This window comes from Pseudomonas sp. MPB23, assembly GCF_046605395.1.
Taxonomy (GTDB): Bacteria; Pseudomonadota; Gammaproteobacteria; order Pseudomonadales; family Pseudomonadaceae; genus Aquipseudomonas.
Genome location: NZ_CP176771.1, coordinates 5,139,114 through 5,160,192 on the forward strand (window position 1 = coordinate 5,139,114; position 21,079 = coordinate 5,160,192).

A 21,079-nucleotide genomic window follows, 5' to 3' on the forward strand; every position below is an offset into this window, starting at 1 on the left:
TGTGCTCTGTTCGGTCCGGTCCACGGGCCGGGCGGCGCCAGTGACGAACGCCGATCAAGCGTGGCGTTCTGTCGCAGGTCACTGACGCCACACAGGGGCAAATCCCGCTCAGGGAATCGGCAACCAGCGGCGAAAGCCCACTCCGCCCTTGCCGGTCAGCGGGCACCAGGCAAAGTCCCAGGGCACGGGCGGGAACTCCTCCAGGTCCGCTTCAAGCCCAGGCACAAGCCGAGGCGCCTGCTTCCAATCGAACACCATTTGCGCCGCGCCCTGCCAGGCCAGCACCAGCCCGCGGGCCTGGCTGTCGTCCGTGTTGATCCAGCGGGCGGCCGCCGCGCACATAAAGGACTCGATGTGCTCTTCGTTGATCCGCGCCTGATACTTGGAGCCCAGCAGCCAGCGGCAGACGCTCAGGTAATAGGTCCAGTTCAACGGCGGATGATTGCGATAGGCCCAGGTCATGAAGCCGCGAAAGATATTCAGGCCATCGGGCGGATCGAGTTTGAGCAACCCCGGGCACACATCGAACAAGGTGTGCCAGTAAGGCAGCAGCCGGGCATCCAGATGCACGAAGCTGCGTGCATTACCGGGGTAGTCCGGAAACGGCAGCAGGAAATCGCCTTGATTACGCAGGCGCGAGGCTTTGCTGACCAATCGCGACGCCCCCGAGGGCACGGCTAGTGCGCGCATGGCGACCTCCGACCGATCGGTGCGGTTGCGGACTTTGCGTGTGTTCTTGCGTAACCGGCCGCAGACAATCCTGGCCGTAGCCGGCGATTGAGGCGTGTAAATACATGAGCCATTGTGTGCTCCTTCCCGTGTCACCTTTAACCGTGGAACCCCCGCGCCGCCTGGCTGACCGGGGTCAACAGGGACAAGGGGGCTTATACAAACGCGGTCATGCGCACAGTGCGGGGGAGGCTCTGGGGTTGGCCGAGGGCCAGGAATAGCGAGGGGGGGCCTTGCAGCGCTGTTCGCGGTCAGGCCGGCGTACCGGCCCGATCCGCAACAACCAGCCCAGGCAGAACAGCAAGGCGATGCTCAAGGTCACGGATGAGCAGATCGGACAGGCAAAACTTCCGGCCCAGTCACTGGCGGCCAGATCGGCGAGGTCCGTTTTCGAGGTCGGTGCGGAACTGCCCTGGGTCGAGCAGAACTGCCCGCCGACGCCATTGAGCGCCAGGCCCGTCACCTGTCCGTGAGCCAAACCGCAGGCGAACACATTGAACAGGACGCAAAAATACAGCATCCAGGCAATGAGCGAGCGGTCTGGGCGGGTCAGTTTCATGGCGGCGACTCTAACACCGAATCGCCGCTCGGTTGAAGCTCGACCAATGTCACCTCACGGATTCAAAGCCTCAGTTGCTCAACCTGCCCTTCCAGCACCCGCGCCAACCGCCGCAGCGCCTCGCTGGAATCACGCGTGCTGACGCTGGACGCGCCGCTGACCGTCACCAGCGTGTGGATGCGCGCCAGGGTGCGGCTGATTTCATCCGCCGTCACCGCCTGCTCCTCGGCGGCACTGGCGATCTGCAAGGTCATGTCGCTGACGGTCGCGGCCGACTGGGTGATGCGCTTCAAGGCATCGCCCGCCTTCGCCGAGATCTCGACCGGCACGCGTGCGGTTTCGACGTTGGCGACGATACGTTCCAGCGCGCCACTGGCACCTGACTGCACCTGCTCGATGATCTGCTTGATCTCGACGGTGGAGGTCTGGGTACGCTGAGCCAAGGTCCGCACCTCGTCGGCGACCACCGCGAACCCGCGCCCATACTCGCCCGCCCGCGCGGCTTCGATCGCCGCATTGAGCGCCAGCAGGTTGGTCTGTTCGGCAATCGCGCTGATCACATCGAGCACACTGCCCACGCGGCTGGCGTCGGCCTCCAGTTGCTTGACCATGGCATGGGTGACAAACAGCGCTTCGACCAATTGCTGGATCGCGTCGATGGTGGACTGGACGATGTGCTGCCCATCGCTGGCCTGCTCTTCGGCCAGGCGCGTGGCATCCGCCGCCACGGCAGCGTTGCGCGCGACATCCTGCACGGTCGCGACCATTTCATTCATGGCGGTGACCAGACTGTCGGTTTCCAACAGTTGGTGGTCGAGGCTGCTCTGGGTCGCTGCCGTGACTTCGCCGAGGTCATCACTGAGGCGCAGCACTTGCCCGCTGGCCACGGCCGTGCCTTGACTGACGTCATGGGCGGCGTGAATCAAGCTGTTGACACTGCGTGACAGTTGCGTGAGCTCGTCATTGCCAACCGCAGGCAGCCGCAGGGTGAGATCGGTCTGCCCGCTGACGGCTGCGCCCAGGGCATCGACCGTCTCACGCAGCGGTCGGGTAATGCTGCGGATGATCATCCAGGCAAACAGCATCAACCCGAGCAGCACCACGCCACTGATCCAGGCCGGCGCCACCAGTACGCGGTTGACGACCCGCTGCACATCGCTGGGGTAGATGCCGCTCGCCACCACCCAGCCCCAGGGCTTGAACAGGCGCGCCTCGGACAGTTTGTATTCGGCCGGCGCGCCATTGGCACGGGGGAAGTAGTAGTCCACCAACACCCGCCCCTGCTGGCGCGCGCCGTCCACGAACTGGCGGGAAAACGGCTTGCCGTTCTGGTCCTTGAAGTCGCCCAGCACCTTGCCCACCAACGCCGGCGCCGTCGGATGCATGATCATCCGATAGTCCAGGTCGAGGATCAGCAGGTAGTTATCGCCCAGATAGCGCAGGGTCCCGACCACCTCGGCGGCTTGGCGCTGGGCCAATTCCAGGCTCATGTGCCCGCTGTCCACTTGCCCGGCGTAGTAGGCAAGGATCGAGTTGGCGGTGTTCAGCGCGGTGTCGACGCCGGCCATTTTTTCTTCGAGCAATGAGCGCTGCAGGAGCAGGCCCAGCCAGGCGGCCAGGCAAATGATCAACACGCCCAAGCCCACCACCAGCGCGCCAATACGGGTAGTGATGCGCCATTTTCTAAGATTCAGCATGAAGCCTCTCAGGTTTTTTGTTCTTGGGCAGGCAAGCGAACCGGCGGCCAGGAACAGCCGCCGGTTTCATCTGGCCAGGGGCACACACGCCAAAACACGCAGCGTGGCGAACTAGACGAACGCGTCGGCATAGAAATCGGTCGCTTCCAATTGCCGCAACTCGACGTAGTCGCGCCGCGCCGAATCGACCACGATCGGCGCACCACAGGCATACACTTCAAACCCCTTGAGACTCTGGAAGTCGCTCAGCACCTGGCGGTGGACGAAGCCGGTCGCGCCCTGCCAATCGCAGGCCGGGGTCGGATCGGACAGCACCGGGGTGTAGCGCAGCCACGGCAACTGGGCTTCCCAGGCCAGCAACTGCTCATGGCGATACAGATCCTCACGACGTCGGCCGCCCCAATACAGGTAGACCGGACGCCGGTTGTCGCGCTCACGCAGTTGTTCGAGCAAGGCCTGGATCGGCGCAAAACCGGTGCCGCTGGCCAGGAAGATCATCGGCCGCTCGCTGTCGCGCAGGTAGAACGAGCCGAACGGGCCTTCCATGCGCAGGATGGCCTTGGGTTGCAAGGCGTTGAACACGTGCCCGCTGAACACACCGCCGGGCATGTGCCGGATGTGCAGCTCCAACTGGTTGTCACGTGGGCTGCGGGTGGCCATCGAATAGCTGCGCCGGCTGCCGTCCTTGAGCAGCACTTGCACGTACTGGCCGGGAAAATAATCAAACCCGGCGCCCGGCGCGAGCATCAGCCGCAGCACCGCCACGTCACTGCTGACCTTGTCGATGCTGGCCACACGCACGCCCATCTGCTGGATGCTGATGCCGCGCAACGCCGTCACTTCAGGCGCCTCGATCACCAGGTCGGAGCGCGCCGTGGCGCAGCAAAACAGCGCCAGCCCCTGTGCCCGCTCGGCAGCGCTGAGCACCTCCAGCGAGCTGTCGCCGTGGTCCACGTCACCGCTGAGCACCTGGCCCTTGCAACTGCCGCATGTGCCGGTGCGGCAACTGTGCTTGAGCATCAGGCCGTCGGCCAGCGCCGCGTCCAGCACGGTCTGTCCAGGCAGTAGCGGACAACTGAGGTCGACCGGAAGAATCTGCAGTTGATAGCTCATGGGCGCCTCCTCAGTGTGTGTGCTTGCCAGCGGCCAACAGATCCAGCGCCACGTCGACGATCATGTCCTCCTGGCCACCGACCATCCGGCGCTTGCCCAGTTCGACGAGGATGTCCACGGTCTTGAGGCCATACTTGGCCGCCGCAATCTCGGCATGGCGCAGGAAGCTCGAATACACCCCGGCATACCCCAACGCCAGGGACTCGCGGTCGACCCGCACCGGGCGGTCCTGCAACGGCCGCACGATGTCGTCGGCGGCGTCCATCAGCGTGTAGAGGTCGGTGCCGTGGTTCCAGCCCAAACGTTCGGCGGCGGCGATGAATACTTCCAGTGGTGCGTTGCCGGCCCCGGCGCCCATGCCGGCGAGGCTGGCGTCGATGCGGTCGCAGCCTTCTTCGACGGCGGTGATCGAGTTGGCCACGCCGAGCGAGAGGTTGTGGTGGGCGTGCATGCCGGTTTCGGTTTCCGGCTTGAGCACGGCTTTGAACGCGCGGAAGCGATCGCGGATGTCCTGCATGTTCATCGCGCCACCGGAGTCGGCCATGTACACGCAGGTCGCGCCGTAGCTTTCCATCAGCTTCGCCTGGGCGGCGAGCTGCTCGGCGGGGATCATGTGGCTCATCATCAGGAAGCCGACGGTGTCCATGCCCAGTTCGCGGGCGTACTCGATGTGCTGTTTGGAGACATCGGCCTCGGTGCAATGGGTGGCGATGCGCACCACGCGAGCACCAGCGTTGTAGGCGGCCTTGAGGTCGTGCACGGTGCCGATGCCGGGCAGCAGCAGCGTGGTGATCTTGGCGTGGCTGATCACGTCGGCGGCGGCTTCGATCCATTCCAGATCAGTGTGCGCGGCGAAGCCATAGTTGAAGCTCGAACCTTGCAGTCCGTCGCCGTGGGCGACTTCGATGGAGTCGACCTTGGCCTTGTCGAGGGCGCGGGCGATGTCCTGCACGTTCTGCAGCGAATACTGGTGGCGCACCGCATGGCTGCCGTCACGCAGGGTCACGTCGGAGATGTAGAGTTTCTTGCCGGGGTTGAAGGTCATGTCGGTCTCCTCAGGCGTTCAGCATCGACTGCGCCATGCGCTCGGCGGTGGCCAAGGCAGCGGAGGTCATGATGTCGAGGTTGCCGGCGTAGGCCGGCAGGTAATGGGCGGCGCCTTCGACTTCGAGGAACACCGAGGTTTTCAGGCCGGAGAATTTGCCCAGGCCGGGAATGTTCAGCGGCGCGTCTGCCGGGATCACGTCGAACTGCACGTTTTGTTTGAGGCGATAACCCGGCACATAGGCCTGCACGGCAGCGGCCATCTCGACGATGGAGGCTTCGACCAGCACCTGATCCGCCGCTTCGGACAGCACGAACACCGTGTCGCGCATGATCAACGGCGGCTCGGCCGGGTTCATCACGATGATCGCCTTGCCCTTGGCCGCGCCGCCGATCACTTCGATGGCCTTGGAGGTGGTTTCGGTGAATTCGTCGATGTTGGCGCGGGTACCGGGGCCGGCGGATTTGCTCGCGATCGAAGCGACGATTTCGGCGTAGTGCACCTTGGCCACCCGCGACACCGCAGCGACCATCGGAATGGTCGCCTGGCCACCGCAGGTGACCATGTTGACGTTGAGCTGCTCGAGGTTCTGCTCCAGGTTCACCACCGGCACGCAGTACGGGCCGATGGCCGCCGGCGTCAGGTCAATCAGGCGGATACCGGGTTTGATCGCGCGCAGGAACGCATCGTTCTGCACATGGGCACCGGCCGAGGTGGCATCGAAGACGAAGTCGATGTCCTTGAACACCTCCATGCGGGTCAGGCCTTCGACGCCTTCGTGGGTGGTGGCCACGCCCATGCGCTGGGCGCGGGCGAGGCCGTCGGAGGCGGGGTCGATGCCGACCATCACCGCCATTTCCAGATGCTTGGCGTTGCGCAGGATCTTGATCATCAGGTCGGTGCCGATGTTGCCGGAGCCGATGATGGCGACTTTGAGTGTTGCAGGGTTCATACGGCTTCTCCGTAAACTTCAGCGAGGAGGATGACGCTGGGGTCGAGGCTGTCGGCGTACAGCCGCGTCACGGCCTCGGCGCGCAGGCTCAGCGCCATGCGCTGGTTGATGTAGCCTTTGTCGGTGATTTCGCCGTCGTTGAGGCTGGGCGGCGAGTCGAGAATCACTACGCGCACGGCGTGCTGCGACGAGGCCGGGAATTCCTTGGCCAGCGCCAGCAGCCCGGAACACAAGGCCAGGCGCACCTCGGACTGCATCGCCAGTTGCGCGCCGCTCATGTGTTGGCCGTCGGCACCGAGCAAATCGCGCAGGGCCGGGCTCGGGTAGATCAGCGCGCCGATCACGTCGCGATCATGCCCGCAAATCACGCAATCGCTGGCGTAAGGCGCCAGGGCACTGACCAGGCGCGGACGCAGGGTGCCCACCGACACCCAGGTGCCGCTGCTGAGCTTGAAGTCTTCGGTCACCCGACCGTCGAACTGCACCCCCAGTTCGGGCCGTTGCGGGTCGACCAGGCGCCCGGCGTCACCGATGCAGTAGAAGCCCTCCTCGTCGAACGCCGCCAGGCTGCCGGCGGGGTCCTTCAGGTAACGCGGGAACACCGACGGGCCGCGCACGCGCATCTCCAGCTTGTCGCCGCAGGGCACGAACTTGAGCTGCGTACCCGGCACCGGCAGGCCGATGATGCCGGCCTTGTCGGCGGCGAAATGCACGTTGGTGACCACCGGCGACGTCTCGGTCGAGCCCCACTCGGTGGCGAAGAACAGCGGCGTATCGCGGACCTTGGTGGCGCACGCCGCCAGCCGTGTCCAACTGCTTTGGGGCAGCGCGGCAGCGGCGTAGAACAGCATGCGCAGGCGCCCGAACAGGGCGCGTGCCAGTCCCTCATCGCGTTCGAGGTACGGCAGCAGCACCTCGTAGCCGCGCGGCACGTTGAAGTACAGGGTGGGTCGCACCGACTTGAGGTTTTCCACGGTGCGGTCGATTTGCCCCGGCAACGGCAGGCCGTCATCGATGTACAAGGTGCCGCCGTTGCGCAGGACCAGGTTGAAGTTGTGGTTGGCCCCGAACACATGGCTCCAGGGCAGCCAGTCGAGCACGATCAGTTCTTCGTGCTCCAGAAAGCGCCAGCACTGGGCAATCGCCTGCTGGTTGGCACAGAGCATGCCGTGGGTATGCACCACCGCCTTGGGCGCGCCGGTGGAACCGGAGGTCATCAGGTAGCGCGCCGGGGTGTCGCCGTCGAGCCGCGCGAACGCATGCATCACCGCCGGGCTTTCGCTCTTGTACAACTGCGGCAAGGCCAGCGCCCCACGGATCTCCTGGGCATTGCGCGCCGCCACCACCGGGCAATCCGGGTTGATAAGCTCGATGGCGCGGCAATAGGCATCACCGTCGTTGACGAAAATCAGCGCCGGCTTGAGCACCTCGACAATCGCCTTGAGCTTGCTGCAACCGCTGCCGGTGTTGCGCGAGTAGGCCACCGAAACGGTCGACACCGGAATGCCCACGTGCAGCGCCGCCAAGGTCAGCAAGGCCTGGTCCAGATCGTTTTCCGAGAGCATCAGCAGCGGGCGCCCGGCGGGTATATCCAGCTCCAGCAGGCCTTGGGCCAACGCGCCGACCCGCTGGCGCACCTGGGCATAGTTGAGGCTGAACCAGCCGGCGCCGCGCCGTTCGGCCAGGTAGGCGCGTTCCGGCGCCTGCGCGGCCCAGTGTTCGAGCCACTGCCCGATGCAGCGCGCATAGGGCTGCAGGGGCTCGGGCGAACTGAGCACGAAGCTGCCGTCGGCGCGCGCCTCATACAGCACCTTGGCAGGGGCCAATTGGGTTGGATCAGTAAAGAAATCGTACATTGCACGCCCTCGTGAATACCGCAGGTCATAAGCCCGCTGCTCACTGGTTTTATTGTTGTAGTCGCCACCGAATCGTCAGCTCGGCAGCAGGGTTGTCGCCTGCCGGCCTCAGCCGAACCGACAGCTCACTTCACCCAGACGGGTGAGGCGCAGGCGCAGGCTATCGCCCGCCACCACCGGCACCATGGGCCCGAGGGCACCAGACAAGAGCACGTCGCCCGCCTGCAGTGGGCGGCCGGTCAGGGCCATGGTGCGCGCCAGCCACAGCGCAGCGTCCAGCGGGTTGCCCATGCACGCAGCCCCCACGCCGATGGCCGCCTGGGCAGCGTTCTTCTCCAGCAGCATGCCTTCGAGCGCCAGGTCCAGGCCGCGCAGGCTGACGGGGGTCTTGCCCAGCACGTAGAGGCCCGATGAGGCGTTGTCGGCCACGGTATCGACCAGGGTGATCTTCCAGTCCTCGATCGCCGAGTCGACGATTTCCAGGGCCGGCAGCACGTGGTCGACGGCGCGCAGCAGTTCGCCCAGGGTCGTATCGGGATGGGGCAGATCGCGCCCCAGCACAAAGGCGATCTCGCCTTCGACCTTGGGCTGGATCAGCCGGCTGCTGTCGATGGTCTCGCCGTCGCGGTATTCCATGTCAGCGAACAGCATGCCGAAGTCGGGTTGATCGACGCCCAATTGCTGCTGTACCGCCAGGGACGTCAGGCCGATCTTGCGCCCGCTCAGGCGCCGACCGGCCGCCAGGGCGGCCAGGGTGTTGATCTCCTGCACGGCGTAGGCATCGTGCAGGGACTGGATGTCAAAACGCTCGGAAATGCGTGGGCAAGGGCTGCGGCTCGACCGCGCCAGGGCCAGCGCAGCGGCGGCGGCCTGAAGGTTTTCGTGGTGCATGGGGGTTGCTCCTGAACGGTTCGGGATGACTCACAACGTACGTGCGCGGCTGTCGCGGTAACCCTGGTGCAACTCGTCCACCAGTTGCGCCACGCTGTAGGTGCCGGTGATCTGGCCTACGCCCTGCCCCGCCGACCACACGTGCTTCCAGGCCTTGTTGGCCGTGGCGATGTCACCGGAGAAGTCGATGCTGGCGCGGCTTTCGGCACCGGGGTCGATGCCGGCCTTTTCCAGCGACGGCCGCATCCAGTTGGCGAGCACGCCGCTGACCGCCTTGGTGGTGGTCACGTCATCCAGCGAACAGGCCACCAGCATGTCGCGGTAGGCGGGTTCCACCAGGCTTTCGTGGGCGGCGATCAGCCGGGTTCCGACCAGCGAAAAATCGCAGCCCAATACCTGGGCGGCATGAATGTCGCGGCCGTTGGAAATCGCCCCGGCCAACCCCAGGGGGCCGTCCCAGAACTGACGCACTTCGGCAACGAAGGCGAACGGGTTGTAGCTGCCGGTATGCCCGCCCGCGCCGTTGCACACCAGCACCAGGCCATCGACACCGGCGGCCACCGCCTTGCGCGCGAGCGCCGGGCTGATGACGTCGGCGATCACCACGCCGCCATAGGCGTGCACGGTTTCAAGCACGCGCTTGGGGCTGCCCAGGGCCGTGGACACGATGGGCGGCTGATAACGGCGCACCAGGTCAAGTTCGGCCTCGAAGCGGTCATAGGTGCTGTGCACGATCATGTTGAGCATCCAGGGCGCCCACTGCTCGCCACGTTGCCGCGCCAGGTCACGCTCGCGGACGATCTGCTCCAGCCATTGCTGCAATTGCTCGACCGTCCGCGCATTGGGCGCCGGCAGGCTGCCGACGATGCCGGCCTGGCAACAGGCGGCCACCAGGTCCGGCCCCGAGACCAGGAACATCGGTGCGGCGAGTACCGGGAGGTTGAGCCCGGCAAACAGGTTCAGGAGTTGCTGTTGCGGTGCACTCAGGCTTGTTCTTGTCATCACGCATCTCTCTTATTTTAGTGATCCAGGCATCGCCTGGTTCAGACCTTGCGTGGTTTGGCCACACCGGCACTGCGGATCTCCCAGCCGCCATCGCTGTGGATGATGTTGGCGGTGGTCAGGCCGGAGTTCTCCCGCGAGGCCAACAGCACGTAGTGCCCGGTGTGGTCTTCAGGCTCGGCAATCCGTTGCAACGGCACCGCCTGCGCCGCCCCCGCTTCGAAGCCCGGGATCTGGTTCAGCGGCACACTGCGGCTGTTCAGCCCTTCGAGGCTCTTCATCGGCGTGTTGGTCGCCCCCGGTGCCACGCCGTTGACGCGGATGTCCGGCGCCAGCTCGTAAGCCAACTGACGAATCATGCCCACCAACGCGTGCTTGGCGGTGACGTAAAGAATGCCACCGCCGCCGGCATAAAAGGCACTGTTGGAGAGGGTAAAAATCATGCTGCCGCTGGTTTCGCGCAGTGCCTCGATCGAGGCTTGGGCGCCCAGCAGATAACCCTGCACGTTGGTGGCGAAGAGTTTCTGGAACGCCGCCTCGAAATCCTCCGGGGCAATCCGGTCCAGGCGGGTGAAGTAATCGAACACGGCGGCGTTGCCGACAAAGGTGTCGAGCTTGCCAAACGCCTCCAGGGTCGCCGCCACCGCACGCTGGTTGTCCTGATACCGCGACACATCCCCCTCAATGGTGATGATCGCGTCGCCCAGAGTGTCAGCCAATGCAGCCAGTTGCGCCGCATCGCGGCCCATGACCGCAACGCGCGCGCCCTCGGCCACGTAACGACGGACGATGGCGCTGCCGATCCCGCCGGTGCCACCGGTGACCAGGGCCACCTGCCCTTTTAACCAAGCCATATGCCAGCCCTCAGAGGAAGGTGTTGATGTTCTTGCACAGCAACATCGCGTTGGGGATCAGAATCTTGCGCTTGAGCAACTTGAGGCCGTCGGCCTCCAGGCGCAGCACGTCTTCGCGCCGACCGGCGATCTGGTGATGCTCGTCGAGGCCACGGCTGCGCACGTTGATAAAGCACGAGTAGGCCAGGTATTCGCCTGGCGCCGCGCCGGCGTACACCTCGATGTTGCTGACCAGGTGCACGTTGCGCGTCGGCGGGTTCTCGGCCCAGGCCGACGGCTGCTTGAAGCGTGCCACGCGGCGCTTGAGTTCGCGCATGCCGTCATCGAAGAAGGCCATGTGGTCCAGGCAATACGGCCCGGATTTGTCTTCGCGACGCCGGTTCTCGATGCCCGGCATCCAGTAGTGGATGGCTTCGCTCAGACCATGCAGCCATGCGTCCCAGCACTCCTCGTCGAGCAGGCGCGCTTCGCGCAGCAGGAACTGTTCGACGCGGCGGGTTTCCTCGACTGAAACGAGGCTGTCCTGTTGTTCGTGTGTCATCGGGTCCCCCTCAGCGCAGCGTGCCATTGCGGTCTGGAACATCGGCCCAGGTCGGTGCCTGCAGCAAGTCCTTCCAGCGCTGATAGAACGCGCGCGCATTACATTCGTTGAGCTGGCCCTTGAACACATTGCCGGGCAACTCGCTGTCTTCAAGACGGGTGTGCATGCCCAGGCCGACGTACAGGTCCTGATAACGCGTGACCACGCCACGGCTGCTCTTGGTGCAGTACTCCCAGTTCTCGCCGTCGTCCATCTCGAACACCCCGGTGGGCGAGAACGTCATCATCGCGCCGCGCCGCCATTTGTCCTTGATCTCCTGCGGGGCGTTTTTGTTGACGATCACCCAGGTGAACAGCTCGATTTTGTGCGGCCCGCGCGGCTGCCAGATGCGCACGGTGTTCTGCCCCGGCAGAAAGGAAAAGTTGGGGAACACGGTGAACGAGGAAATCGCCCCGATCAGCCGCGAGCGGAACTCGCCGAGACGGTCCGCCACCTTCGGGCGCAGCACGTGCAGGTATTTGTTGATGTCTTTCTCGCCCAGGGTCGCGGCGTTGCCGACCACGTCGGTGGCGAACTCGTAGCCGTGGCCGTTCCAGTTCACCGAGTACGACTCGGGCAACTCGCCGACATTCGCCACCGGCCCGCCGAGCATGGCCTTGGCCGCCGAATCGTGGGTCCAGCCGCCGTGCAGGATGTCGCCGACGAAGTTCTCGGCGGCGATCTTCCAGTTGCATTCGATGGTGGAACGGATGCAGCCACCGAGGAACTCGCTGCCGCCTTCGTCCATGTCGAGCATCACGTCCATGTACCAGGTCATGGGCCCGAGGTATTCCTCCAGGGTCGGTGCATCGCTGGCGAACGTGGCGAAGACCAGGCCTTTGTAGCTGGCGACACGGGCTTCACGCAGGCCGTGCTTGGACTTGTCGAACTGGCTTTCTTCGTAGCATTTGGACTCGTGCATGCCCATCAGCCGCCCGCCATCGGCGCCGAACGACCAGCCATGGTAGTTGCAGATAAAGCCGCGGGCGTTGCCGGCCTCGGCGAAGCACACCTTGTTGCCACGGTGCGGGCAGGCATTGAGGAAGACCTTGATCGAGGCGTCTTTCTGGCGCACCACCAGCACTTCGTCTTCCCCCATCGAGGTGGTCAGGTAGTCGCCGGACTTGGGCAACTGCGACTCGTGGGCGACGAACAGCCAGCAGCGCGCGAAGATTTTCTCCAGCTCCTGCTCGTAAATGGCCGGGTCCCAGAAGACCTTGCCGGACAGGCGCCCTTCTTCCATGTCGCAGATGCGATCGAGGTTGCCCAGGGCAGGCGTGCTTTCAATGGTTCTGAGCGGTATGTGTTTGTTGTTATCCATGGTTCAGACTCACAGGCATACGGTTGAACAGCGACCCGATCACACCGGGCTGTTGGCGGCGGCCAGCGCCTCGTCGGCCTCCAGGGCGACGTCGGCGAACACCTCGCGGTCGGTGACGATGACCTTGTAGGTGCGCAAGTGGCGCTCGCAGGGAAACGTCACCGCCTTGCCGCTGGGCACATGGAATTGACCCCAGTGCACCGGGCAGGTGATCAGGTCGTCTTCCAGGTCGCCCTCGGCCAGCGACGCGGTGGCGTGGGTGCACATGTCGGTGGTGGCGTAGAAGGTGCCGCCCAGGTTGTAGACGCAGATGGCGTCGCCCTCGCTGTGGGTGACCTTCTTCAGCTCCCCTGGCGCCAGCTCATCACGTTGGCAAAGTAATACGCGGCTCATGCTCGGCCCTCACACTCAGTTGTACAAAGCCCAGCCCGGTGACCCAGGCGGGTACGGCTTCATAGGCAATCACTTCACCCTGCGGGCGCTCGATGGCGGCCAGGGCGCAGGCGAAATTACGGATTTCCATCGCGCCGTTGCCGGCCCGGCCCAGGATCTCTTCGTCGCTGTAGGCGCACAGCGTTTGCAGGTCGCCATTGACGCCGTGGGCGAGAATCTCGCGGTCGAAGTCTTCGGCGACCCGGCCCATCTCGGCGGTGCCGACCCAGTGACTGATCCCGCCACTGCCGATAATCACCACGCGCTCATCGGCATCGAACGCTTCGACGGCCGCGCGCAGTTGCCGGCCCAGATCGGCCGAACGCTTGAGCGAGATGTACGGGTCCACGCCGCATGCCAGGTACACCGGGATGCTCGGCAACTCACGCCCGAGCAAAGCCTCGGCCGGCTTGACCACCAGTTGATGCGGAATGGAAAACGAATGGTCGACGGTAAAACTGCGCGCCACGGTCCAGTCCACGCCGTGCCCATCGCCGTGCTCGACAATGTGCGTGGCCAACGCTTCATGGTTGCGCACCGCGCCACGGTCGAGCCCCGGCAGACGGTCGATGGGGCCGTCCACATCACCGGTGCCGATCACATAGCGCGGCAGGCAATGGGTGCCGAACAGAATGTAATGGTCGCAACCGACGATGATCACCGAGGTCGGCTGCAAGGCCGCCAGGCGTTCGGCGCAGGTTGCGTAGGCGCCCCATACCGCTTCACGTTGCGCCGCCGGCGGCGCGTCGGGGGCCACGAACATTACCGGGTCATGCGGCATCCAGAAGCCGCCCACTATCTTGCCCATCGGTTCACCCCTTGAGCGCGGCGGAAAACCCCGCGCTGTGTTCGTCGGTAGCGCCCAGGCGCTGTTTATAGAGGCTCATGTTGCGGTCAGGGGCAAGCTCCTGCCAGAAGCCCATGGTCAGCATCGGGTTGACCCCGGCCGCCTGCAGCCCGGCGACGTCGAACTCGACGATCATGCGGACCTCATCCTCGTCCAAGGCAAAACGCCCGAGAAATCCCGCCGCGTCCTGCCGAAAGCGCTCCTTGGCGGCCCGCTCGACGCACAGTTGCCAGAGCGCACGCTCCATTACGTTTCTGCTCATACCGGCTTACTCGCTGAGGAAATCGCGGACCAGCGCGGCAAAGCGGCGCGGCTGCTCGCTCTGTACCCAGTGCCCACAGCGCCCGAACAGGTGCAGGTCGGCATCGGGAATGCTGTTGGCGATCAGCAGCCCGCACTCGGGCGGCACCACGCGGTCTTCACGGCCGTGCACCACCAGCGTCGGCGCGACGATCTTGGCCAGCGCGGCGGCGGGAAAGCCCTTGACCAAGGTCGGGCCGTCGACCGCCGGCTGCGGGATCAGTTTGCGCAGCGCCTGCTGGGCGCCAGGACGTGCGCTGGCTTCGTAACGTGCCTGCACCATCGCATCGGTAATCAGCGACACGTCATAGGGGAACAGCTTCATCAGTTCGCGCATGTTGTCCAGCGACGGCTCGTATTCCCAGGCCCCACGCAGGCCCGGGGTCTGCACGAATTCACCGGCCGGGGTGCCGAGCAGCACCAGCTTGTTGACGCGTTCCGGCGCAAACACCGCGAGGCCGATGGCCAGGGCGCCGCCAAACGAATTGCCGATGAACGAGGCTTTTTCGATGTCCAGCGCATCCATGATGCCGAGCAGATGGCTGACCCACAGCTTGATGTCGTACTTGGCGTCTTCCTTGAACTCGGTGAAGCCGAAGCCGGCGATGTCCGGCACGACCACGCGCCAGCGATCAGCGAACACCGGCACGGTATTGGCCCAGTTGGCCCAGCCCGATACACCGGGACCCGAACCATGCAACAGGAACAAGGCCTCGCCCTGACCGGCTTCGTGGTAGTGGGTCGTGTGCCCTGCTGCGAGCAGAGTCTTTGGATTTGCGCTCATGTCGGCCTCCGGTTCTTATTCTTAACATACAGATGTGTATCTGTATGCTATTTACCGTTTTGACCTGCGTCAATTAAAAAAATATGGGTTTGTGCAAATAATCCGAAAGCCAACCTACACAGATGTACTTTGAAATTCGCACCGATGCAGGGCCCGTGCGCAGGCCACCGCCGGTGCAGCGGCAATGGCGTCGCGGTTGTACCGGGCGTTAGAATGGCGGCTCGCTGCCAAGGCGAGCGTCGAACGCTGCTGTGCCCTGGCGCTTATCCAGCTTGTTGGACAAGGCCCCTAGACAATGTCATCACGCACTAACCTCACGCGGGAAGATTGGATTCATGCGGCACAGGAAGTCCTGGTTACCAGCGGCGTCGACGCTGTGCGGGTCGACACCCTGGCCAAAGAATTGAAGATCACCCGTGGCAGCTTCTACTACCACTTCAAAAGTCGCGGGGAACTGCTCGAAGGCATCCTCGGCAACTGGCGCGCCCGCGCCACCGAAGATGTGATCCTGCACCTGCGCAATGCCCACAGCTCGCCGCTGCAACAACTGCAACGCCTGCTCGAACTGCCCTCCCACGGGCAGACCGCCAAGGACGCCGCCTCAATCGAACTGGGCATTCGCGGCTGGGCCCGTCGCGACAAACAGGCGCGCCAGGCCATCGACGAAGTCGACAGCCATCGCTTGAGCTACATCGAAGGCCTGCTGATCCAGGCGGGCGTGCCCAGCGGCGATGCCCAGGACCGTGCCTACCTGATCTATGCGTACCAGATCAGCCTGTCATTGCTGCACAGCGAAGACACCCCGCAACAACGCCTGGAACGCAGCCAGCGCATGGCCGGCATCCTGATCCCCGAACCCTGCACCCTCCCCGCCTGAGCCCGGATGCCGACACGCGTCGGCATTCAAAAAAAATACACACATGTATTTTTAAAGATCAAAAAATAGCCAGAGCACGTGATCCTTGGTTGTGATCGCGTAAAAAAATATTTTATTTTTTACATAAAAAACAACCAGATAAATCAGCCAAACACCTTTAAACAAACCGTTACAACCGGGCCTATTGACAAAGCGCCCACCCTCCCGCGTAGTCTATACATACACATTCACATGTGTATTTTAAAGCGGTGTATGGCGCTCTCTCAGGCTTATCCACACGACAATAAGAATAGAAAACGGGTACCTCACTATGCACTTGCATGCACGCGTCCGCATGGCCACGCCCTGCGCGCTTGACCCCTCGACCTTCCGACGAACCCCCACTGGCACAACCCCGACCGGCGCCCGCTGTCGCGCACTCCCGCCTCCCTTCCCTACCGCTCGCTGAGGCCTGCTCATGGATATTTCGATACTGGCGTTTCTCGCCCAGGACGGCCTGACCACGGGTGCGATTTATGCCTTGGTGGCGCTGGCCCTGGTGCTGGTGTTTTCGGTGACGCGCACGATCCTGGTATGCCAGGGCGACTTCGTCACCTACAGCGCCCTGACCCTGGCCACCCTGCAACTGGGGCTGATGCCCGGCACCCTGTGGCTGCTGATCGGCTGTTCACTGGCCGCCTGCACGCTGGACAGCGTCGCCGCATGGCGCCGTGGTCAATCGCGACGGGTTCCCGGCCTGCTAGTGCGCTACCTGGGCTTGCCGATGGTGCTGTGGGTCGTGCTGGACACCTTCGAGCTGGCGGGTTTGCCGGCCGTGCTGCAAATCCTGCTGACCCTGGCGCTGGTCACGCCGCTGGGGCCGCTGCTGTATCGCCTGGTGTATCAACGGGTGGCCGAAACCTCGGTGTTGCTGCTGCTGATCGTGTCGGTGGCCGTGCACATCACGTTGGTGGGCCTCAGCTTGCTGATGTTCGGCGCAGAAGGCGTGCGCACCGATGCCCTGGCCGAAGCGGTGTTCATGCTCGGTGAGCTGCCGGTGGGCCTGCAAAGCCTGTTGGTGATCGCCAGCGCCCTGCTGCTGATCGGCCTGCTCTACGCATTCTTCGGCCACAGCCTGTATGGCAAGGCCCTGCGCGCCACGGCGCTGAATCGCAAGGGCGCGCAACTGGTGGGCATCCCGACGCAACTGGCCGGTAAGGCGGCGTTCGGCCTGGCGGCGTTGATCGGCGCCATTTCCGGCGTGCTGATCGGCCCGCTGACCACCCTGTACTACGACTCGGGCTTTCTGATCAGCCTCAAGGGGTTTGTCGCCGCCATTTTCGGCGGGCTGGCCAGTTACCCGATTGCGGCGGCCAGTGCGTTTTTCGTCGGCGTGCTGGAGAGCTTCGCCAACTTCGGCGCCTCGGCCTACAAGGAGGTGATCGTGTTCACCCTGGTGATCCCGGTCCTGCTGTGGCTTTCGTTGAAGCACCCTCACCTTGAGGAGCAACACTGATGATCCGTCGACTGATCCCCCTGCTTGCCCTGCTGCTCCTGGCCGGCCTGGCACCCCGGCTGCTGCCCAGCTTCCACGTCACCCTGCTGAATTACATCGGCCTGTATAGCCTGGTCGCCCTGGGCCTGGTGCTGCTGACCGGCATTGGCGGCATGACCTCGTTCGGCCAGGCCGCGTTCGTCGGTATCGGCGCGTATGCCAGCGCTGTGCTGACCACCCACTATGGCCTGTCACCCTGGCTCGGTTTGCTCGCAGGACTGGCGATCACCCTGGTGATTGCCACCGCCCTGGGCCTGTTGACCCTGCGCCTGGCCGGCCACTACTTGCCCATCGGCACCCTGGCCTGGGGCCTGGCGCTGTTCTACCTGTTCGGCAACCTGCCTGGGCTGGGCGGCTTCGGCGGCCTGCAAAACCTGCCGAACATCAGCCTGTTCGGCTGGCAGATCCGCGACACGGCCGACTTCAGCCTGCTGATCGGAGTGCTGCTGGTGATCAGCCTGTGGCTGCTCGACAACCTGCTGCACAGCCGCCAGGGCCGCGCCATCCGCACCCTCAAGGATTCCGCCGGCATGGCGGAGGCGATGGGCATCGACACGGCGCGCAGCCGCTTGCAGGTGTTCATCATTGCGGCGCTGCTCGCGGCGTTGTCGGGCTGGCTGTATGCGCACCTGCAACGGGTGGTCAACCCCACGCCGTTCTCGGTGGTGATGGGGATCGAGTACCTGTTCATGATTGTGCTCGGCGGCGTTGCCAGTCTCTGGGGCGCACTGCTCGGTGCAACCCTGCTGACGCTGATCAAACAGGTGCTGCAAGACGTACTGCCACAGCTGTTCGGACACGCCGATAACGTCGAGATGATTTTCTTCGGCGTGCTGGTGATCCTGGTGCTGCAATACGCCCGCGGCGGTCTGTTGCCGGTGCTGAGCCGCCTCGTCCCGGCGGCCAAACCCAGCCCGCTGCCCGAACACGAGGCCCATGCGCTGCCGCGCCGGACGATGCCCGCCAACGGGCAGCCGTTGATGGTCGCCGAAGGCCTGCTCAAACAGTTCGGCGGACTGGTGGCCAACAAAGACATGGGCCTGACCGTCCATGGTGCTGAAATCACCGCGCTGATCGGCCCCAACGGCGCCGGCAAGTCGACCCTGTTCAACCTGTTGTCCGGGGTGCTGGCGCCCAATGCCGGCCAGATCGTTTTTCTCGGCCAGCGCATCGACGGCCTGTCCCCGCGTGCCATCGCCCGACTGGGCGTCAGCCGCACCTTCCAGCACGTGCGCCTGCTGCCGGACATGAGCGTGCTGGAAAACGTCGCCCTCGGCGCCCATGCACGGGGCAAGGCCGGGCTGCTGCGTTCGATGCTGCATTGGGAGCGCAAAGAAGAAGCCGCCCTGCTCGCCGAAGCCAGGCGCCAGATCGAACGCGTGGGCCTCGGCGACGCCCTGCACACCCCCGCCGGCAGCCTGCCGCTGGGCCAGCAGCGCATCGTCGAAATCGCCCGCGCGCTGTGCAGCGATCCCCTGTTGTTGTTACTCGACGAACCCGCCGCCGGGCTGCGCTACGGCGAAAAACAAGCGCTGGCGCACCTGCTCGAACAACTGCGCGGCGAAGGCCTGGGCGTGCTGCTGGTGGAGCACGACATGGAGTTCGTCATGGGCCTGGCCGACCAGATCGTGGTGATGGAGTTCGGCCAGCGCCTGGCCGGCGGCACGCCCCTGCAGATACAGCAAAACCCGGCGGTACTTGCCGCCTACCTTGGAGGTGTCGAATGAGTCGCCTGTTGGATGTGCGCAACCTGTCGATCAGCCACGGCAAGGTCGAGGCGGTGCGCCAACTCGACCTGTGCCTGGAAGAAGGCCAGATCGTCAGCCTGATCGGCCCCAACGGCGCCGGCAAGACCACCCTGATGGCGGCGCTGATCGGCCTGCTGCCGTCCCAGGGCCAAGTGACTTACGCCGGCCAGCCGCTGCTGGCTCACCACGATGTCGCCCAGCGCATCGACAAGGGCATGGCGCTGGTGCCGGAAAGCCGCGAACTGTTCGGCCTGATGAGCGTCGAGGACAACCTGCGCCTGGGTGCCTTCAGCCGGCATCGGCGCGGGTTTCGCGACCATCAGAACACCCTCGACGAGGTCTTCGGCCTGTTCCCGCGCATGTACGAACGGCGTCATCAGCAGGCCTGCACCCTGTCGGGCGGCGAGCGCCAGATGCTTGCCATCGGCCGCGCGCTGATGGCCAAGCCGCGCTTGCTGATGCTCGACGAACCGAGCCTGGGCCTGGCGCCGCGAGTGATCGGCGAGATCTTTACGATCTTCGAGACGTTGCGCCAGAGCGGCGTGTCGATCCTGCTGGTCGAGCAAAACGCCCGCGCCGCGCTGAAGATTTCCGACTACGGCTACGTGCTCGAAGTCGGCGAAATCGTGCTTGAAGGCAGCGCCCATGCGTTGGCCAACAACCCCCGGGTGGCCGAAATCTACCTGGGCCGCAGCCCCGCCCACACCACCCCGGAGGTCCCTCGCGCTACCGGCACGTAGCGCCCCGCCACAGCCCTTGCCCCACCATAAAAAAAATATCAGGAGCGTGTATGAAAGCCATTTTTCCCTTGTTGTTGCTCGCCTCGTTGTCTACCGCCGCACAGGCGGACATGACCGTTGGCGTGATTCTCTCCACCACCGGCCCCGGTGCCTCGCTGGGTATTCCCGAGCGCAATACCGTGGCCCTGTTGCCCAAGGAAATTGCCGGTCAGGCGGTGAAATACGTGGTCCTGGACGACGGCAGCGACAGCACGGCCGCCGCCAAGAACGCGCGCAAACTGGTGAGCGAAAACCGTGTCGACCTGTTGATCGGCTCCACCACCGTGCCCACCTCGGCGGCGGTCGCGCAAATCGCCAAGGAGAGCAAGACCGCGCAGATCGCCCTGGCCCCCTTCGCCCCGGCCAGTGGCGAGCAGGCCTGGATTTTCACCATCGCCCAGACCAACGCCCTGATGGCCGAGGCGCTGATCGAGCACATGCAAAAAGCCGGCGTTAAAACCCTGGCGTACATCGGCTACAACGATGTGTGGGGCGAGGACTGGTACAAAGTGCTGAGTCAGATGGCGCCGGCGGCAGGCATCCAACTGGTACGCGACGAACGCTTCAACCGCACCGACTCGTCGGTCAGCGGCCAGGCCCTGAAGGTCATGAGCAGCAAGCCCGACGCCGTGTTGATCGGCGCCACCGGTACCCCCGCAGCCCTGCCCCACACCGAACTGCGGCGCCTGGGTTACAAGGGCGCCATCTATCACACCCACGGTGCGGCCAACAGCGCGTTCCTGCGCATCGGCGACAAAGCCCTGAACGGCGCGATCCTGCCCGTGGGCCCCGTGGTGGTGTGGGACAAACTGCCCGCCAGCCACCCGTCCAAAGCCATCGCCAGCCAATACGCCCAGGACTACCAGGCCCAGTACGGCGCCAACAGCCTGTCGCCGTTCGGCGCCTACCTGTACGACGCCATGCGCCTGGTGGAGGCCGCCGTGCCCGCCGCGCTCAAAGGCAGCACCCCGGGCACGCCGGCGTTTCGCGAGCAACTGCGCGACCAGCTCGAACAGACCCGCAACGTGGTCGGCACCCACGGCGTGTACAACCTGAGCGCCACCGACCATTTCGGCCACGACCAGCGGGCGCGCGCGCTGGTGACGGTACAGGACCAGCAATGGGTCCTCTTGCATGCACCTGAATAACCTCGACGACAATAATAAAAAGGTCACCTCC

21 protein-coding genes are annotated in these 21,079 nt (G+C 64.5%); 5 read left to right on the forward strand and 16 right to left on the reverse strand.

What is annotated here, in order from left to right; genetic code table 11:
* Window positions 1–108 precede the first annotated feature (108 nt).
* From ACLH0J_RS23105 to ACLH0J_RS23180, 16 genes are all read right to left on the reverse strand, one after another.
* Window positions 109–690 carry a putative natural product biosynthesis protein gene (locus ACLH0J_RS23105; protein ID WP_411389194.1) on the reverse strand — a complete coding sequence of 194 codons (582 nt, stop codon included), beginning with the start codon at window positions 688–690 and terminating at the stop codon, window positions 109–111.
* 208 nt (window positions 691–898) lie between these two features.
* The gene (locus ACLH0J_RS23110; protein WP_411389195.1) at window positions 899–1,288 is read right to left on the reverse strand and encodes a DUF2946 domain-containing protein; all 390 of its coding nucleotides are present in this window, start codon (window positions 1,286–1,288) and stop codon (window positions 899–901) included.
* Between the two features lie 62 nt (window positions 1,289–1,350).
* Window positions 1,351–2,985: a methyl-accepting chemotaxis protein gene (locus tag ACLH0J_RS23115; protein WP_411389196.1), complete on the reverse strand. Its 1,635-nt coding sequence runs from the start codon at window positions 2,983–2,985 to the stop codon at window positions 1,351–1,353.
* A gap of 111 nt (window positions 2,986–3,096) precedes the next feature.
* On the reverse strand, window positions 3,097–4,098 hold the full coding sequence (locus tag ACLH0J_RS23120; protein WP_411389197.1) for a CDP-6-deoxy-delta-3,4-glucoseen reductase: 1,002 nt from the start codon (window positions 4,096–4,098) through the stop codon (window positions 3,097–3,099).
* 10 nt (window positions 4,099–4,108) lie between these two features.
* Window positions 4,109–5,143, reverse strand: a complete 1,035-nt coding sequence (dmpG, locus tag ACLH0J_RS23125; protein ID WP_411389198.1) for a 4-hydroxy-2-oxovalerate aldolase — start codon at window positions 5,141–5,143, stop codon at window positions 4,109–4,111.
* Between the two features lie 10 nt (window positions 5,144–5,153).
* Window positions 5,154–6,095, reverse strand: coding sequence for an acetaldehyde dehydrogenase (acetylating) (locus ACLH0J_RS23130; protein ID WP_411389199.1), 942 nt, complete (start codon window positions 6,093–6,095; stop codon window positions 5,154–5,156).
* On the reverse strand, window positions 6,092–7,951 hold the full coding sequence (locus ACLH0J_RS23135) for a feruloyl-CoA synthase (protein ID WP_411389200.1): 1,860 nt from the start codon (window positions 7,949–7,951) through the stop codon (window positions 6,092–6,094). Before ACLH0J_RS23135 ends, ACLH0J_RS23130 begins: the two co-directional genes overlap by 4 nt.
* Window positions 7,952–8,059: 108 nt before the next feature.
* Entirely contained in the window at window positions 8,060–8,842 is a 783-nt protein-coding gene (locus ACLH0J_RS23140; protein WP_288097590.1) for a 2-keto-4-pentenoate hydratase, read from the reverse strand.
* Between the two features lie 30 nt (window positions 8,843–8,872).
* Window positions 8,873–9,844 carry an NAD(P)H-dependent flavin oxidoreductase gene (locus ACLH0J_RS23145; RefSeq protein ID WP_411389201.1) on the reverse strand — a complete coding sequence of 324 codons (972 nt, stop codon included), beginning with the start codon at window positions 9,842–9,844 and terminating at the stop codon, window positions 8,873–8,875.
* Window positions 9,845–9,885: 41 nt separating this feature from the next.
* Window positions 9,886–10,698 carry a 3-(cis-5,6-dihydroxycyclohexa-1,3-dien-1-yl)propanoate dehydrogenase gene (gene hcaB / locus ACLH0J_RS23150; RefSeq protein WP_411389202.1) on the reverse strand — a complete coding sequence of 271 codons (813 nt, stop codon included), beginning with the start codon at window positions 10,696–10,698 and terminating at the stop codon, window positions 9,886–9,888.
* 10 nt (window positions 10,699–10,708) lie between these two features.
* Window positions 10,709–11,239, reverse strand: a complete 531-nt coding sequence (locus tag ACLH0J_RS23155) for a 3-phenylpropionate/cinnamic acid dioxygenase subunit beta (RefSeq protein ID WP_288097596.1) — start codon at window positions 11,237–11,239, stop codon at window positions 10,709–10,711.
* A gap of 10 nt (window positions 11,240–11,249) precedes the next feature.
* Complete coding sequence (locus tag ACLH0J_RS23160) at window positions 11,250–12,599, reverse strand: aromatic ring-hydroxylating dioxygenase subunit alpha (protein ID WP_411389203.1); 1,350 nt, start codon at window positions 12,597–12,599, stop codon at window positions 11,250–11,252.
* A 39-nt stretch (window positions 12,600–12,638) separates the two neighbouring features.
* Window positions 12,639–12,992 (reverse strand): non-heme iron oxygenase ferredoxin subunit, encoded by a 354-nt coding sequence (locus ACLH0J_RS23165; RefSeq protein ID WP_010567586.1) that lies wholly within the window; start codon window positions 12,990–12,992, stop codon window positions 12,639–12,641.
* Complete coding sequence (locus ACLH0J_RS23170; protein ID WP_411389204.1) at window positions 12,964–13,839, reverse strand: protocatechuate 3,4-dioxygenase; 876 nt, start codon at window positions 13,837–13,839, stop codon at window positions 12,964–12,966. The genes ACLH0J_RS23165 and ACLH0J_RS23170 overlap by 29 nt, the downstream gene beginning before the upstream one ends.
* Window positions 13,840–13,843: 4 nt before the next feature.
* Entirely contained in the window at window positions 13,844–14,140 is a 297-nt protein-coding gene (locus tag ACLH0J_RS23175) for an extradiol ring-cleavage dioxygenase (RefSeq protein ID WP_042947676.1), read from the reverse strand.
* A gap of 6 nt (window positions 14,141–14,146) precedes the next feature.
* Window positions 14,147–14,962, reverse strand: a complete 816-nt coding sequence (locus tag ACLH0J_RS23180; protein ID WP_411389205.1) for an alpha/beta fold hydrolase — start codon at window positions 14,960–14,962, stop codon at window positions 14,147–14,149.
* 295 nt (window positions 14,963–15,257) lie between these two features.
* Between ACLH0J_RS23180 and ACLH0J_RS23185 the strand changes: the two genes are divergently transcribed.
* From ACLH0J_RS23185 to ACLH0J_RS23205, 5 genes are all read left to right on the forward strand, one after another.
* On the forward strand, window positions 15,258–15,839 hold the full coding sequence (locus tag ACLH0J_RS23185; RefSeq protein WP_411389206.1) for a TetR/AcrR family transcriptional regulator: 582 nt from the start codon (window positions 15,258–15,260) through the stop codon (window positions 15,837–15,839).
* A gap of 457 nt (window positions 15,840–16,296) precedes the next feature.
* A complete protein-coding gene (locus ACLH0J_RS23190) occupies window positions 16,297–17,334 on the forward strand; it encodes a branched-chain amino acid ABC transporter permease (RefSeq protein ID WP_078835250.1) in 1,038 nt (345 codons plus the stop codon).
* Window positions 17,334–19,100 carry an ABC transporter permease subunit gene (locus ACLH0J_RS23195; protein WP_411389207.1) on the forward strand — a complete coding sequence of 589 codons (1,767 nt, stop codon included), beginning with the start codon at window positions 17,334–17,336 and terminating at the stop codon, window positions 19,098–19,100. The genes ACLH0J_RS23190 and ACLH0J_RS23195 overlap by 1 nt, the downstream gene beginning before the upstream one ends.
* 5 nt (window positions 19,101–19,105) lie before the next feature.
* Window positions 19,106–19,861, forward strand: coding sequence for an ABC transporter ATP-binding protein (locus tag ACLH0J_RS23200; protein WP_411392878.1), 756 nt, complete (start codon window positions 19,106–19,108; stop codon window positions 19,859–19,861).
* 50 nt (window positions 19,862–19,911) lie between these two features.
* The gene (locus ACLH0J_RS23205) at window positions 19,912–21,048 is read left to right on the forward strand and encodes an ABC transporter substrate-binding protein (protein ID WP_411389208.1); all 1,137 of its coding nucleotides are present in this window, start codon (window positions 19,912–19,914) and stop codon (window positions 21,046–21,048) included.
* Window positions 21,049–21,079: the final 31 nt, after the last annotated feature.